The 14,865-nt window shown below is 64.8% G+C and carries 13 protein-coding genes; 12 read left to right on the top strand and 1 reads right to left on the bottom strand.

Annotated elements, in window-relative coordinates:
- Positions 1-63 precede the first annotated feature (63 nt).
- Entirely contained in the window at positions 64-2,304 is a 2,241-nt protein-coding gene (locus ACULPM_RS07310; RefSeq protein WP_445331882.1) for an NlpC/P60 family protein, read from the bottom strand.
- A 174-nt stretch (positions 2,305-2,478) separates the two neighbouring features.
- Between ACULPM_RS07310 and ACULPM_RS07305 the strand changes: the two genes are divergently transcribed.
- The 12 genes from ACULPM_RS07305 to ACULPM_RS07250 all read left to right on the top strand — a co-directional run bounded on the left by ACULPM_RS07305 (position 2,479) and on the right by ACULPM_RS07250 (position 14,771).
- Entirely contained in the window at positions 2,479-3,579 is a 1,101-nt protein-coding gene (locus ACULPM_RS07305; RefSeq protein ID WP_445331881.1) for a glycosyltransferase, read from the top strand.
- Between the two features lie 19 nt (positions 3,580-3,598).
- Positions 3,599-4,732, top strand: coding sequence for a glycosyltransferase family 2 protein (locus tag ACULPM_RS07300; RefSeq protein ID WP_445331880.1), 1,134 nt, complete (start codon positions 3,599-3,601; stop codon positions 4,730-4,732).
- Entirely contained in the window at positions 4,729-5,787 is a 1,059-nt protein-coding gene (locus ACULPM_RS07295; RefSeq protein WP_445331879.1) for a glycosyltransferase family 2 protein, read from the top strand. Before ACULPM_RS07300 ends, ACULPM_RS07295 begins: the two co-directional genes overlap by 4 nt.
- Entirely contained in the window at positions 5,784-6,806 is a 1,023-nt protein-coding gene (locus tag ACULPM_RS07290; protein WP_445331878.1) for an acyltransferase family protein, read from the top strand. Before ACULPM_RS07295 ends, ACULPM_RS07290 begins: the two co-directional genes overlap by 4 nt.
- A gap of 156 nt (positions 6,807-6,962) precedes the next feature.
- The gene (locus ACULPM_RS07285; protein WP_075279965.1) at positions 6,963-7,166 is read left to right on the top strand and encodes a cold-shock protein; all 204 of its coding nucleotides are present in this window, start codon (positions 6,963-6,965) and stop codon (positions 7,164-7,166) included.
- 143 nt (positions 7,167-7,309) lie between these two features.
- The gene (gene rfbA / locus ACULPM_RS07280) at positions 7,310-8,212 is read left to right on the top strand and encodes a glucose-1-phosphate thymidylyltransferase RfbA (protein WP_445331877.1); all 903 of its coding nucleotides are present in this window, start codon (positions 7,310-7,312) and stop codon (positions 8,210-8,212) included.
- Positions 8,213-8,371: 159 nt separating this feature from the next.
- Entirely contained in the window at positions 8,372-9,391 is a 1,020-nt protein-coding gene (gene rfbB, locus ACULPM_RS07275) for a dTDP-glucose 4,6-dehydratase (RefSeq protein ID WP_445331876.1), read from the top strand.
- Positions 9,392-9,400: 9 nt separating this feature from the next.
- Positions 9,401-10,861 (top strand): sugar nucleotide-binding protein, encoded by a 1,461-nt coding sequence (locus ACULPM_RS07270; protein WP_445331875.1) that lies wholly within the window; start codon positions 9,401-9,403, stop codon positions 10,859-10,861.
- Positions 10,861-11,268 (top strand): transporter, encoded by a 408-nt coding sequence (locus ACULPM_RS07265; RefSeq protein WP_445331874.1) that lies wholly within the window; start codon positions 10,861-10,863, stop codon positions 11,266-11,268. Before ACULPM_RS07270 ends, ACULPM_RS07265 begins: the two co-directional genes overlap by 1 nt.
- On the top strand, positions 11,265-11,618 hold the full coding sequence (locus ACULPM_RS07260) for a multidrug ABC transporter (RefSeq protein WP_445331873.1): 354 nt from the start codon (positions 11,265-11,267) through the stop codon (positions 11,616-11,618). Before ACULPM_RS07265 ends, ACULPM_RS07260 begins: the two co-directional genes overlap by 4 nt.
- 21 nt (positions 11,619-11,639) lie before the next feature.
- Complete coding sequence (locus tag ACULPM_RS07255; protein ID WP_445331872.1) at positions 11,640-12,575, top strand: glycosyltransferase family 2 protein; 936 nt, start codon at positions 11,640-11,642, stop codon at positions 12,573-12,575.
- Between the two features lie 147 nt (positions 12,576-12,722).
- Positions 12,723-14,771, top strand: coding sequence for a DUF6541 family protein (locus tag ACULPM_RS07250; RefSeq protein WP_445331871.1), 2,049 nt, complete (start codon positions 12,723-12,725; stop codon positions 14,769-14,771).
- Positions 14,772-14,865: the final 94 nt, after the last annotated feature.

Below are 14,865 nucleotides of genomic sequence, written 5' to 3'. Positions count from 1 at the left end.
GGGGCGCCGGCGGAGGAAGTCGCCGGCGCCCCGCCCCATGTCACGAGCCAGCGGTGGCCGTCCCTACGACCTCAGGCGCAGGATGCCGCTCCACGGGTAGTCGTAGTAGCTGCGGATGCGAATCTCCTCGCCCGTCTGGTCACCGGGCTTGCCGCCCACAGCCCCGTTGAACTCGTTCGCCCACGCCTCGACGAGCTTCCCGTCGCCGAGGTAGACCGCGGCGTGGTGCCCCTCCGCGAGGAGGATGTCGCCGTACTGCAGGTCGGATAGGCTGGGAATCCACTCGAACTCAGTGCTCGTGAGCGCGGCGCGCATGTCGCGCGTGCTCCACGCCCACGCGGTGTCGATGCCGGCCTTCTCGAGGGCGGCGACGGTGAGCGCCGAGCAGTCATAGTCCCCGTACTGGCCCAGGCGATAGAGCTGGTCGTAGCCGTGAGAGTCGTCGAGGGCGATCTCCGCCATCCACTTGGCGTAGGTGCTCACCACCTTGGAGCGCGCCTCGTCGACGATGAGCCGCCCGTCGTTGTCGGCAACGCAGTAGCGGGCGGTGTAGTCGTCGTTCAGGCGCCAGATGGGGGCGTTGCGGAGCACGTAGCCCTGGCCCGCTACGCCATAGCTCGACGTGCCGTCGGCCAGGTCGAAGAAGCCCGTGACGGCGCCGAAGAAGCCGGCGAAGCCGTCGATCTCGCCGATCCAGTAGCGCTGCAGCGTCCCGCCGTCGTAGAGCCCGGTCACGAGCCAGCCGGCGGCCTGCGCCATGTCTCCGTCGTTGCTGGCGAGAAGGACGTGGTCGCCCCAGGTCATCTTGCCGCGCAGGATGTAGCCCTGGTTGCCGAGGCCGAAGTAGGTCTTCCCGTCCACGGCGAAGAAGCCGCTGCGGGCGGCGTGGGAGACCGGGTCAATCCAGTAGCGCTGGAGGCCGCCGCCGTCGTATGCTCCCGTGATAAGCCAGCCACCGCCATCGGGCGTCGAGGCGAGGACGCCGTCATTGTTCGCGAGGTAGACCAGGCCCCTGCCCGTGTCGTACTTCCCGCGGACGACGTAGCCCTCCGGCCGCGCGTATGCGTACCAGCCTGCGCCGGCGTCCAGCGCGCTCGTGGGGTCAACGAGGCGGCCCGAGGCCATGCTCGCGGAGGAGTCAAACCAGTAGCGCTGGAGGCCCTGGCCAAAGGCGTCCGTCACCACCCACCGCGACTGGGCGAGCACGCCGTCGTTGTCGGCGTAGCGGCCCTCAGCCTCGCCCGCGCCGACGCCCCTGAGGACGTAGCCCTCGTCCGCGAGGCCGAAGTACTTTGACGCGCCCACCGTGAACTCGCCGAGCTTGGCGGCGCCCTTCTCGATGTAGTAGCGCTGGAGGCCGCCGCCGTCGTACGTTCCCGTGACGAGCCATCCGTCCCTCTCCACGCGTCCGTCGTTGTCCGCGAGGGCGACGGTGCCGTCCGTGTCCACGGTCTTTCCTCGGGCGACGTAGCCATGGGAGGTGGTGTAATGCGCCCAGCCGCCGGACTCCCCGTAGCCCACATGCGCGGCGTGGTCGTCCTCGATGTAGTAGCGCTGCAGATTGCCGTCCGTGAACTCGCCCGTCACGTGCCAGCCGGGGGAGAGGAGGATGCCGTCGTTGTTCGCGATGTAGACGAGTCCGTCGATGACGTCGGAGATGCCGCGCAGCACCCAGCCCTCGTCGGAGAGCGCATAGCCGCACGTCCCGTCGCCAACGTGGAAGAGCCCCTCGGTGAACTTCTCGCCGCCGATCACCCAGTAGCGTTGCAGACCCTCGCCGTCGTGGTCGTCTACGACCCATCCGGTGTAGAGTCTCTCCGTGCCGTCGTCGTTGAGCGTCCCGTCCCAGTAGTGGTTCCCGCTCCAGCCCTTGACGGGGGTTGGCTGCTGGGCGGGCTCGGACGCAGCTTCTGGCTCCACGGGGAGCATGGGCGAATCGGGGAGCGAGTTTGAAACGGTGGTTTCGGCCTCCGTGATAGGGGAGGTCTCAGCTGCGACGTCCCCGTCGCCATCCGTCTTGGGAGGCGCCGTCGGCGTCGTTGGCGTGCCGGCCTCGTTCTGGGTCGGCGTTTCAGCTGCGGGCCCGTCTGGCGCTTCGTCGCTCTGCTGGGGGACGTCGGCGTCCGAGACGGGCGCGTTCTCGTCACTTGGCGTCGTGACGTCCTCAACTGAGAGCTCAAACGCAGCATCCTGGGCCGGGAAAGTGGCCTCCAGATCGTCCGCAAGCGCGCCCTGAGCGGGCAAGGCGGCGAGGGCGAGTCCGAGCCCGGCCGTGACCGCCACCGCCCTGAGTCGATGATGCATGGGAACCTCCCTGCGTCAGGTGCAGAACCTCCGATAGTTTACTCTTTTTCAGCCCCTAAAAAGGGGGGGGGGTAACAATATGCGCTTGCGACCCAAAATGAGGAATGCGCGAGAAGAACCGCTATGATGGAAAGACTGAAGAACAGCCCAACGCAACCCTTGGAGGAAGACCGCATGCGCAATGACTCCCAGGCGCTCGTCTCCGTCATCGTTCCCACCTACAATACAGAGAAGTACCTCGACCAGTGCCTCAGCAGCATCGAGGCCCAGACGCACAGGAACATCGAGGTCCTCTGCATCAACGACGGCAGCACCGACGGCTCGCGCGACATCATGGCGGCCCATGCAGAGAAGGACCCGCGCGTCCGCGTGATTGACAAGGAGAACGGCGGCTACGGGCAGGGCTGCAACCTCGGCCTCAGCCTCGCCAAGGGAGAGTGGGTCTCCATCGTAGAGCCGGACGACTGGATCGACCCCACCATGTACGAGGACATGCTCGCCTTTGCCTCGACCTTCGACGAGCAGCTCGACATCGTCAAGACCCCGTGGACTGACATCTGCGACTGGGACAACCCCAGGAAGCAGCACCCGCACAAATGCAGCATGAAGGGAAAGATCAAGACCTCAGGGCGCCCATTCACGCTAGCCGAGAATCCGCTGCTCATCGAGCATCACCCTTCCATCTGGTCGGCCATCTATCGACGGGACTTCCTCGTGGAGAAGGGCATCCGCTTCCCCGAGTACCCGGGAGCGGGCTGGGCAGACAACCCCTTCCTGGTGGAAACTATGTGCCAGGCGGAGGCCATCGTCTACCTCGACCATGCCTACTACAACTACCGGCGTGACCTGCCCGGCGCCACACGCCATCACAAGACGGCAGAAGCCGTCGAGCGCCCCTTCGACCGCTGGGATGACATGCTCAAGATTATTGAGCGGCTCGGTATCACGGACGAGCGCATCCTCGCCGGCCACTACGTGCGAGGCTTCAACTACGCCCACGGTGCCCGCTACGACGACGGCATGAAGAACCCGCTCGTTGTCAAGCGCGTTCACGAGATGGTGGGGCAGATGGACCCGGGCATCGTCGAGCGCTCGGAGCAGATCTCCCCGTTCAACAAGAAGTTCTTCGCAGAGCAGAGGGGCCTCCCATATAACAAGTCACGTCTCGCCTACCTCATCGAGGAGTTCCGCTTCTCGTGCAAGACGGAGGGCCTGCTCTTCGTGCTCGAGAGCGCCTTCAACCACTTCACCGGCCGCTACATGCCCGAGGACTAGCTGGGACGAGGTGAACCCCATGACGCGGGAGCACGGAGCTGACGAGAAGCCTGAGGTCTCGGTCCTCATCCCCATCTATAACGTGGAGCGCTACCTCGAGCGGTGCCTCGAGTCGCTCCGTGGCCAAACCTATGGCGACTTCGAGGCCATCTGCATCAACGACGGTTCCACTGACGGCTCGCGCGCCATCATCCAGCGCTTCCTTGACGATGACCCGCGTTTCCGCGTGATTGACAAGGAGAACTCCGGCTACGGGGCCTCCATGAACCGCGGCCTCGATGCTGCCCACGGTCGTTACGTGGCCATGCTCGAGTCCGACGACCTCTACGAGCCCGACGCCCTCTCCGTGCTGCACGATGCTGCCGAGAAGAACGCGGCGGAGGTCGTGAAGGCAAACTTCAACCTGTACTGGTCTCGTCCCGAGGAGCGTCGCGAGCTCTTCCGCGTGGTGGACACCTTCGAGGAAGGCCGCACGCTGAGGCCACTTGACGACCTCGCCGTCTTCTTCCGCAAACCCTCCATCTGGTCGGGGCTCTATCGGCGCGACTTCCTTACCGCCAACGACATCTGTTTCCTCGAGACGCCCGGCGCATCCTATCAGGACTCGGGCTTCAACTTCAAGGTGTGGGCTGCGGCCGAGCGGGCCTCGTTCGTGGGTGCGCCCGTCCTCAACTACCGCCAGGACAACGAGGGCTCGTCCGTCAACAACCCCGGCAAGGTCTTCTGCGTGTGCGACGAGTACACCTCCATGGAGGAGTTCGTCCACGCCCGCGGCGGTGCCGACGAGCGGCGACTCCTCGCCATCCTTCAGCGCATGAAGCTCGACAGCTACCTCTGGAACTACGACCGACTCGCCCCGGAGCTGCGTCCGGCGTTCGTGGAACGCGCGGCGGGAGAGTTCCGGGCGGCTCTCGGGCGGGGAGAGGTCGACCGTACGCTCTTCGAGCCGGCTGCTGAGGCGGATTTGCGCGCGATGGTCGCCGACCCCGCCGCGTTCTGCGCCGAGCGTGATGCCGCCGCATCCTCGGGCACCATGGGCTCTCTCAGGCGCTACCTGCGTATGGGGGGTCCGGTCCTGGTGGCGCGTATTCTCTGGTTCAAACTCTTTGGACGATCTGCGAGGAGGATCGACGCTCGGGGGGCCGCGCTGTGACCCGACTGAGCGTCATCGTCCCCGTCTACAACGTCGCGCGCTGGATTGACCGCTGTCTCGAGTCGCTGGTCTCCCAGAACTTCCCTGACTTTGAGATCGTCTGCGTGAACGACGGTTCCACGGACGGCTCGCGCGAGCGTCTGGCGGAGTGGGGGGCCGGGGACTCGCGGATTCGCGTGATCGACCAGGCCAACCTGGGCCCGTCGGCCGCGCGCAACGCCGGCATCCGCGCCGCGCGCGGCGACTACGTGAGCTTTCTCGACGCGGACGACCGCTATCTTCCCGGCGCGTGCGGGCGCATCGTCTCCGCGCTCGACGATACCGAGTCCGACGTCCTCGTCTTTGGCGGGCGGGTCTATCCGGATGACGCCCCCTGCCCCGAGTGGCTCTCCGAGTCGCTCCACCCGCGCGACGTGACCTACGACGCCTTCAGCATGGACCTCCTGCTCAAGGAGGCCTCGCGCCCCTTCGTCTGGAAGCTCGCCCTCAGGCGGGGCTTCCTCCTCGAGCGTGGCGTCCTTCTCGACAAGGACCTCCGCTTCGGCGAGGACCAGCTCTTCTGCTTTGCCGTCTACCCGCGCTCGCGTCGCACAACGCTCATCTCCGACGAGCTCTATGAGTACCAGGTCGTGCGCGAGGGATCGCTCATGAGTGGCCTGCGCGCCGACTTTGGTTCCAAGATGCTCGAGCACAACAAGGTGGTCGAGCGTATCCTTGCGGACTGGGACGCGGGAGGGTTCCTGGACGACCATGCGGCGGACCTCGTGTCCTTTTCACTCGACTTCTCACTCTATGACGCGCTCAAGCTGGATGACGCGACCTACCGTTCCGTTGCCGAGGGGCTGCGCCGGATTCTCTCTCGCTACTGGACGGAGGCCGACGTCTCGGCGATGCGCCTGCCGCGCACGACACGCCGCATGGCGCTCGACGCCTGCTACCGTACGGACATGCCCACGCGGGCGAGAAGAGCGCTCGCACTGGAGTATCGTCTCCGGAAGCGCGGGGTGCGCTCCCTCCTCAAGCGGGCGCTACAGAAAGTCGGGGGCTTGTCATGAGCCGCGACGTCTCCCTGGACGTTGCGCGGGGCATTGCCATCGTCTGCGTCGTACTCGGGCACGGAGACTACTTCGGAGCGCCGGCAGAGATGGTCAACGCCATCTTCACGTTCCACATGCCCCTGTTTTTCGTGCTGAGCGGCTTTCTCACGAGTCCTGAGGCCCGGCCCGATGTGCGCTATGTGAGGAAGTGCGCACGCTCCCTGCTGCTTCCGTATGCTGTCACCTGTGCCATCACGCTTTTGCTCTATGCGGTGAGAACGCTTCTCTTCTGGCCTGAGGGTCTTCTCGACGTGCTCTCCACGATGGGGGCTGCCTCCCTCTACGGCTCGGGGACAACAATCGTGCCGCTTCCAGACGGGGTGACGATGATCGGAGCAATCTGGTTCCTTCCCGCCCTCTTCTGGGCCAAGCTCCTTCTGGCGGCGGCTAACGGGTCTCCCTTTCCTCTTCTGGTCGTTCTCTGCCTCTTTGTTGCCGGATATGCCTCCACGAATGTCCTTTGGCTCCCCCTCGACATACAGGCGGGGGCGTGCGCTGTCCTCTTCCTCTATCTCGGCCAGCGGATTCGCGAGAAGGGCGTGCTGTCGCCAGGAGGTCTCCACCCCCTTTTGTGGGCTGCCACCGCGGGCATGTGGCTTACCTGTCTGAGTCTGGGAGGCAAGCTGACGATGGCGGCAAACTACTATCCAAATGGCCCGATTGTCGACGTGCTTGGCGGGCTGTGTGGGGCGATGTGCGTCATCAGGCTGTCTGGGATTGCCTGTTGCATTGTGCCAAAGGTGTGCGCCCCGCTGGCTTGGCTCGGCACAATGACGCTCCCCATTTTCTGTATGCACCTCGTGGAAATGGACGTCTTCCTCTGGGACAAGGCCATCGAGGTGCTCGCTGGCCTTCCCGTGCCCGTCTGGGTGAGCGCTCTCGTCGTGCGGTGTATGCTCATCGCGATAATGTGCGGCATTCTCTACGCATTGCCGCGACCCATCTCTGGAGTGTTCTATCGTACGATGACGACGTAACGTCGTAGCTCCGCATGCGGACCCAATTCGGCGCTGAGCGGTTTTCTCGGATATCGTGGGCTGTTTCGGGGTAAGATATCCCCCGTGGCCAAACGGTCACGGTATCGCGCGCGAGCGCAGCTTTTGCCCTGCGGGGCAGAGAAAGAAAGGCACGACATGGCTCAGGGTACTGTCAAGTGGTTCAATCCGGACAAGGGCTACGGCTTCATCTCCCGCGAGGATGGGGACGACCTGTTCGTTCACTACTCCGAGATTCAGATGGACGGCTTCAAGACGCTGGACGAGGGCCAGGCTGTCGAGTTCGACGTCACGACCGGCCAGAACGGCAAGCTCCAGGCCTCCAACGTCCGCAAGCTCTAAGCTCAGGACACAGGCGACTTGGGAGGGGCCCGCTTCGGCGGGCCCCTCTTTTGATGAGTTTGGTGGGTGAGCCATCTGTCAAAACGCATGCATGTCGTATGATGTGCAGGTAGCAGAGAAGAACTCGCTGGAGGGGGGACTCCATGAAGGGCATCATCCTCGCGGGCGGATCGGGCACGCGCCTCTACCCGCTCACCACGGTCACGAGCAAGCAGCTCCTGCCCGTCTACGACAAGCCGATGGTCTACTACCCGCTCTCCACGCTCATGCTGGCGGGCATCCGCGACATCCTGATCATCTCCACGCCCGAGGACCTCCCCAACTTCGAGCGCCTGCTCGGGGACGGCTCGGACTTCGGGATCTCGCTCTCCTACGCCGTGCAGCCCGAGCCCAACGGCCTCGCCCAGGCCTTCGTCATCGGGCGCGACTTCGCGGGCGGCGAGCCCTGCGCGCTCGTCCTGGGGGACAACATCTTCTACGGCAACGGGCTCGGCCGGCACCTGCGCCGCGCCGCCAGGAACGCCGAGCGCGGCCGCGCCACGGTCTTCGGCTACCGCGTTGACGACCCGGAGCGCTTCGGCGTCGTGGAGTTCGACGAGAACTACAACGCGATCTCCATCGAGGAGAAGCCCGCCAACCCCAAGTCTAACTACGCCGTGACGGGGCTCTACTTCTACGACGGCCGCGTGTGCGACTTCGCGGCGCGCGTGGAGCCCTCCGCCCGCGGCGAGTACGAGATCACGGACCTCAACCGGATGTACCTCGAGGACGGCTCGCTCGACGTGGTGACGCTCGGCCGCGGCTACGCCTGGCTCGACACCGGCACCATGGAGTCGCTCTTCGAGGCCTCGCAGTTCGTGCGCACGGTGGAGACCGCCCAGGACCTGCCGGTCTCCGTCCCCGAGGAGATCGCCTACGAGAACGGCTGGGTCTCCCGCGAGCGCCTGCTCGAGTGCGCGGAGCGCTACGGCAAGTCCAACTACGGCGCCCACCTGAGGACCGTTGCCGAGGGCAAGATCGCGCCCGACAGGCCGTACAAGGACTAGTGCAGACGAGAAGAGCTCGCGTTCGTTACTCTCTCGAGCTAAAACATGCCTAAAAGGGGCTTGGCCCCTTTTAGGCATGTTTGGTGTTGGGTGCGCTTGATGGGATAGAATCAATCTGTATGTGAATACCCACAACACCCTTTAGAAGGGGAGGAGCGCATGGCCGAGACCTTCGAGCCCACTAACATCATCGTCACCGGCGGCTGCGGCTTCATCGGCAGCAACTTCGTGCACTACGTCGTCAACAACTGCCCGGGCGTGCACGTGACCGTGCTCGACAAGCTCACCTACGCCGGCAACCCGGAGAACATCGCGGGCCTGCCGGCCGAGCGCGTGGAGCTCGTGGTGGGCGACATCTGCGACGCCGACCTGCTGGACCGTCTGGTCCCCGGCCACGACGCCATCGTCCACTACGCCGCGGAGTCCCACAACGACAACTCCATCGCGGACCCGGAGCCGTTCCTGCGCACCAACGTCGAGGGCACCTACCGCCTGCTCGAGGCCTGCCGCAGGCATGACGTGCGCTACCACCACGTCTCCACGGACGAGGTCTACGGCGACCTCGCGCTCGACGACCCGGCGCGCTTCACCGAGGAGACGCCGTACCACCCCAGCTCCCCGTACTCCTCCACCAAGGCGGCCTCCGACATGCTCGTCCGCGCCTGGGTGAGGACCTACGGCCTACGCGCCACGATCTCCAACTGCTCCAACAACTACGGCCCCTACCAGCACGTCGAGAAGTTCATCCCGCGCCAGATCACCAACGTGATCGACGGGATCCGCCCCAAGCTCTACGGCGACGGCCGGAACGTGCGCGACTGGATCCACACCGAGGACCACAGCTCCGCCGTGTGGACCATCCTCACCAAGGGCCGCATCGGGGAGACCTACCTCATCGGCGCGGACGGCGAGAGGGACAACATCACGGTGCTCCGCGCCATCCTGCGCGCCATGGGCAAGTCCGAGGACGACTTCGACTGGGTGCGCGACCGCCCTGGCCACGACCGCCGCTACGCGATCGACTCCACCAAGCTCAGGACCGAGCTCGGCTGGGAGCCCAAGCACACCGACTTCGAGAGCGGCCTTATGGCCACCATCGCGTGGTACCGCGAGCACGAGGGATGGTGGCGACCGGCCAAGGCGGCAACCGAGGCCAAGTACGCCAAGCAGGGCCAATAGGGGAGACACATGGAGTTCGAGAAGAAGCTCGAGGCAGTCGAGACCGGCATCGAGGGCCTCGTCGTCGTGGAGCTGACGGTCCACGGCGACAGCCGCGGCTGGTTCAAGGAGAACTGGCAGCGCGCCAAGATGGTCGGGGGCCTCGGCCTGCCGGACCACCGCTGGGTCCAGAACAACGTGAGCTACAACCTCGCCCGCGGCGTCACGCGCGGCATCCACGCCGAGCCCTGGGACAAGTTCGTCTCGGTCGCCACGGGGTCGGTCTTCGGCGCCTGGGTGGACCTGCGCGCCGGCAGCCCCACCTACGGGAGGGTCTACACGACGACCCTCGACCCCTCCCGAGCGATCTACGTGCCCAGGGGCGTCGGCAACTCCTACCAGGCACTCGAGGACGGCACCGCCTACACGTACCTGGTGGACGCGCACTGGTCCGCCGAGCTCAAGAAGACCTACACCTTCGTCAACCTCGCCGACCCCGAGCTCGCCATCGAGTGGCCCATCCCGCTCGGGGAGTGCGAGCTCTCGGAGGCCGACAAGAACCACCCGCCCCTCGCGGACGTCACCCCCATGGCTCCCAGGCGCACGCTCGTCACGGGCGCGAACGGCCAGCTCGGCCGCGCGGTGCGCGAGGCCGCCGAGAGGCGCGCGGACGCCGGCACGTTCGACTACTGCGACATCGACGAGTTCGACTTCTCCGACCCCGCGCAGTACGACCGCTACGACTGGTCGCTCTACGGCACGGTCATCAACTGCGGCGCCTACACCGCCGTGGACGCCGCGGAGACCCCGGAGGGCCGCGCCGCCGCCTGGAGGGCCAACGCCTACGGCCCGGCGCTTCTCGCCCGCACCTGCGCCGAGCACGGCGTCACGCTCGTGCACGTGAGCTCCGACTACGTCTTCGACGGCACGCGCGAGCTGCACGACGAGGGCGAGCCCCTCTCGCCGCTCTCCGTCTACGGCCAGTCCAAGGCGGCGGGGGACCTCGCCGTGGCGGGCTGCCCTGCGCACTACGTCCTGCGCTCGAGCTGGGTCATCGGCGACGGCAGGAACTTCGTGCGCACGATGTGGGGGCTCTCCGACCGCGTGGCCGCCGGCGAGCTGCCCCGCGTGACCGTGGTGGACGACCAGGAGGGCCGGCTCACCTTCGCCGACCAGATGGCCGCCGCGATCTTCCACCTGCTGGACGTCCGCGCCCCCTACGGCACCTACGACTGCACGGGCTCCGGCGCCGTGCGCACCTGGGCGGACATAGCTCGGGCCACCTTCGACGCCGCCAACGGCAACGGCGGGGCCGTCGTGCCCGTCTCCACGGCGGAGTACTACGCGAACGCCAGGGGCCCCGTCGCCCCGCGCCCCGCGCACTCGGCGCTCGACCTCTCGAAGCTTGAGGCCATCGGCTTCACGCCCCGCGACTGGGAGGACGAGCTCGCCGAGTACCTCGGGCGGCTCAAGGGGGAGCTCAGGGGATAGTGGACGCCCGCAGGGACACCAAGACACAGGGGGGCGGCGGGGCGAGGGCCCTCGTCGCCCTTCACGTGATGCTCGCCGTCTACTCGCTCTCGAGCGTCTGCGCCAAGCTCGCCGCAGGCTTCGACTTCATGAGCCTTGGCTTCATAGCCTGCTATGGCGGGATGATCGCCCTTCTCGGCTTCTACGCCATCGGGTGGCAGCAGGTGATTAAGCGCCTTCCGCTCACCTATGCCTACGCCAACAAGGCGGTCACGGTGCTCTGGGGCATCGTATGGGGCGTGCTCCTCTTCCGGGAGCAGGTGTCGCCCCTGAAGATTCTCGGCGCGCTCATCGTGCTCGCCGGCGTCGTGCTCTTCTCGCTCGCGGAAAGGGACGAGGCGGCCAAGAAGGACGGTGACGCGCGATGAATGGCACCGTCCTCGCCTTCGCCGCCCTCAACCTTCTTGGTGTGCTCGTGAGCGCGGTGTCCCAGGTCATGCTCAAGAAGAGCGCCTCGCGAGAGCACGGTTCCGTGGTGCGCGAGTACCTGAACCCGCTCGTCATCTTCGCGTACGCGCTCTTCGTGGGGGCGACGCTGCTCTCAGTCCTCTCGTATCGGGGAATCCCGCTCTCCATGGGCCCCATCCTCGACGCCACGGGCTACCTCTGGGTGACCCTCTTCGGCGTCACCATCTTCCATGAGCGCATGAGCGCAAGGAAGCTCCTCGCCCTCGCGCTCATCGTCTGCGGCATCGTGGTCTACGCGCTCGGGGCGTAGGCGCCAACGGAAAGGTCTCACATGCTCGTCTCCATCGTCATCCCGTGCTACAACTCAGAGAACTCGATTCGTCAGGTCGTGGACCTCACGCTTGCGGAGTTCGAGCGGCTCGAGGGCTACGACTGCGAGTTCGTTCTCGTTGACGACTGCTCTCCTGACGGTACCTACGCGGAGATCCGTCGCCTCGCCGAGGAACATCCCTGCGTGCACGGCATCACGCTCATGCGCAACTTCGGCCAGCACAACGGCATCATGTGCGGTCTCAACCACGCGGCCGGCGACCTCGTCATGGGCATGGACGACGACCTCCAGACCCACCCCTCGCAGATTCCCGCCCTCATTCGGAAGATGGAGGAGGGCTACGACGTCGTATACGGCGTATATCGCCAGTCCGCCAACGGCCCTATCAAGAACTTCACGAGCTGGCTCAACCGCGTCACTGCGCAGAAGCTCCTCGACCGTCCCAAGGACATCGAGACGAGCAACTTCTGGCTCATCACCCGCGCCGTGCGCGACCAAGTGGTCCAGTACCGCAACTACAACCCCTACGTGGAGGCGCTCTTCGGTCGCATGACCAACCGCATCGGCAACGTGACGATCGAGCATCATGCCCGCGAGCAGGGGAGCTCCAACTACACCCTCGGCAAGCTCGCCAAGCTCTGGCTCTCCTACTTCAACTACACCGTGCTGCCGCTGCGCATGGTCTCATGCATAGGCGTCGTCTCGGCCGCCGTGGGCTTTCTCTACGCCATCTTCGTGCTCGTGCGCAGGATCGTGGTGCCGGACGTGCCTGCGGGCTGGTCCTCGATCATCTGCATCCTGCTCTTCTTCTTCGGGCTCATCCTGCTCACGCTCGGCATCATCGGGGAGTACGTGGGCAACCTCGTCCTGCCCGCCAATGGAACGCCGCAGTTCATCGTTCGGGAGACCACGGACGAGAACGAGAGGCGGGCGTAGGGAGCGGCACCTAACTACGTTGCGTTGAGTGACGTTTTTCGGACGGACAAGGCGTCAAAAGTGGCTCCATTTGTCCTGAGGTCGTCATTCAGTCACAGTCAAGGCTGGCTCTTGCGGAGAACGGCGACATTGTGAAAGGCAAGCATCATGTGGACTGACCTCTTTCTGGCGACTCTCCTAGCAATAGCGGTCCTGCTCGGACCGGGCTTCGTTGTCGCGCGGGCATTCGGGGCGCGCTGGGAGCTTGCGCTTGGCGTGGCTCCCCTCGTGACGCTTGCCGCCTACGGTGTGCTCTCGATTGCGTACGGGGCCATCGGGATTCCCTGCGGTTGGGCAACGCTCGCCGTGCCAGTCGCCGCCATGGGGGCGGTCGCGTGGATGGTCAGGTCCTGTCGTGGCGCGTGGCGAGAGCTTCTGGGGTTTGGCGAGAAGCTCGCGCGCCCCCTTTCGACGTCAGGGCCGCTGAGGTACCTTACACCCGTTCGCCTAGCCCTGCTGCTCGGCGTATGTGCGGCTGCGGCTACCGCCATTGCCGTGTATGTATCCAGCCTTGGTGACCCCAACGCCTTTGAGCAGACCTATGACAACGCTTGGCACCTCTCGCGGGTCCATATGTTTGCCGAGACGCAGAACTTCTCGACTCTCAACGAGACGCTCTATCCTTCTGCGTGGCATGGAATCGCCGCCATGGTCGAGCTGACGATGGGTGTTTCGAGTGCGCTTGCAGAGCATGCGGCGAACCTCGCCTTTATTATCGGCGTTTTCCCCGTGGGCTCGGTTGCCCTTCTCTCAACGCTCTTCCCCGAGCGACCTCGTCTCGTGACGCTCGGTGGCATGCTTTGTCTCTCGTTTGCGTTCTTCCCTTGGCGCATCATGCTCTTTGGGCCGCTTTACCCCAACCTTGCGGCGTTCTCGCTCATGCCCATTGAGGCGGCACTCTTTATCCTCCTGTGTTCAAAGGGCGTGACCGTCTCCCAGCGAGCGCGCTATGGGGTTCTCTTCGTCTTTGGAGGAGCGGCTATGGCGCTTGCCCAGCCAAACGCCATCTTCTCTACGGGCGCTTTCCTCATCCCATACTGTGTGTGGAGGTTCAGGGAGCTTGTGTATGATGTCCTCGGGGTGCGCCGAAACCGCATGCTGCTCTCAATTTGCGCCGCCTGCGTCCTTGTCGCATTCATTGCAGCTGCGTGGGTCATTCTGGCTAGTGCTCCCTTCATGCAGGCAGTCGTTACGTATCCCCGAGAGACTCCGCTTTCGGTAGGGCAGGCCCTTCGATGGGGCTTGGGATTCTCCTTCGTCATCAGGCGGCAGCAATTCTTCATTGCTGCCGTCGTGGCGCTGGGGGCACTCGTCCTGCTGGCGCGACCGAGGACGCGCTGGGTGCCCTGCTCCTATGCTCTGCTGCTCCTTCTCTACGTGGTTGCCATTAGTTGCTCTGGTACGCTGCGCAACCTCATTGCCGGCTTCTGGTATAGCGACTACTACCGCCTTGCCGCGACGGCCTGCGTCTTTTGCGTGCCTCTTGTCGCTGCGGGTATGGACGCAATCGTTGGGGGGACGCTGTGGTGCGCCAAGAAAGTAGGGGAGCATGCCGAGGGGCATTCAGGTCGAATTGCACAAAAAGCGGGCATTGTCGTGTCTGCCTTTGTCGTTGCGGGAATCATGGTGCTTAATTACGTGCCCTTCGACTTTGTTCCCGGCTATCTAACATCTTGGGGGTTTGACGCGGTTCGCTACGAGATGCGCGATCTCTATCAGAACACTGAGAACTTTGCTTTCGACGAAGAGGAAGCTGCCTTTGCGGAGAGGGCTCGACAGATGGTCCCCGATGGGGCGGAAATCTATAACGTACCCTTCGACGGAAGCGCCTTCGCCTATGCTGACTGCGACCTTAACGTGTCGTACAAGTCCTTCGGTCCCGAAGGGGATCCCAACCTTCTCGTTTTGCAAAGGGGCTTGGACAACATAGCGAGTGATCCAGCGGTTGAGGAAGCCGCGGAGGCGGCGGGAATCCGCTATGTAATCTTGTTCGACCAAGGGGGTCAGGACAGTGCGTTCAGCGAGGATGGAACGCTCTACCTGCTTGGGTATGGAAAAGAAGATTGGCTGGGCGCCACTGGCGTGACTGACGAGACCCCAGGTTTTGAGTGTCTGCTTGCGGAGGGGGACATGCGTCTGTATGAGATTGCTGTCTAGTTTGGAATGAGGCTGTAGATATGAAGGGCGGGCGGCGCGGAAGGCTCTCCGCGCCGCCCGCCCGTTCGCACTTGCCAGCCATGGGGGGCTATCG

The sequence above is a fragment of the Thermophilibacter sp. ZX-H3 genome, from assembly GCF_052599055.1.
Note: the sequence above shows the minus strand (reverse complement) of the source record. Positions and strands in the feature narration are given on the sequence as shown.

Coding starts and splice junctions, on each gene's coding strand:
- ACULPM_RS07255 (WP_445331872.1), top strand. CDS start 11,640: ATGCTCGTCTCCATCGTCATCCCGTGCTACAACTCAGAGAACTCGATT.
- ACULPM_RS07310 (WP_445331882.1), bottom strand. CDS start 2,304: ATGCATCATCGACTCAGGGCGGTGGCGGTCACGGCCGGGCTCGGACTC.
- ACULPM_RS07250 (WP_445331871.1), top strand. CDS start 12,723: ATGTGGACTGACCTCTTTCTGGCGACTCTCCTAGCAATAGCGGTCCTG.
- rfbA (WP_445331877.1), top strand. CDS start 7,310: ATGAAGGGCATCATCCTCGCGGGCGGATCGGGCACGCGCCTCTACCCG.
- ACULPM_RS07270 (WP_445331875.1), top strand. CDS start 9,401: ATGGAGTTCGAGAAGAAGCTCGAGGCAGTCGAGACCGGCATCGAGGGC.
- rfbB (WP_445331876.1), top strand. CDS start 8,372: ATGGCCGAGACCTTCGAGCCCACTAACATCATCGTCACCGGCGGCTGC.
- ACULPM_RS07285 (WP_075279965.1), top strand. CDS start 6,963: ATGGCTCAGGGTACTGTCAAGTGGTTCAATCCGGACAAGGGCTACGGC.
- ACULPM_RS07305 (WP_445331881.1), top strand. CDS start 2,479: ATGCGCAATGACTCCCAGGCGCTCGTCTCCGTCATCGTTCCCACCTAC.
- ACULPM_RS07300 (WP_445331880.1), top strand. CDS start 3,599: ATGACGCGGGAGCACGGAGCTGACGAGAAGCCTGAGGTCTCGGTCCTC.
- ACULPM_RS07260 (WP_445331873.1), top strand. CDS start 11,265: ATGAATGGCACCGTCCTCGCCTTCGCCGCCCTCAACCTTCTTGGTGTG.
- ACULPM_RS07290 (WP_445331878.1), top strand. CDS start 5,784: ATGAGCCGCGACGTCTCCCTGGACGTTGCGCGGGGCATTGCCATCGTC.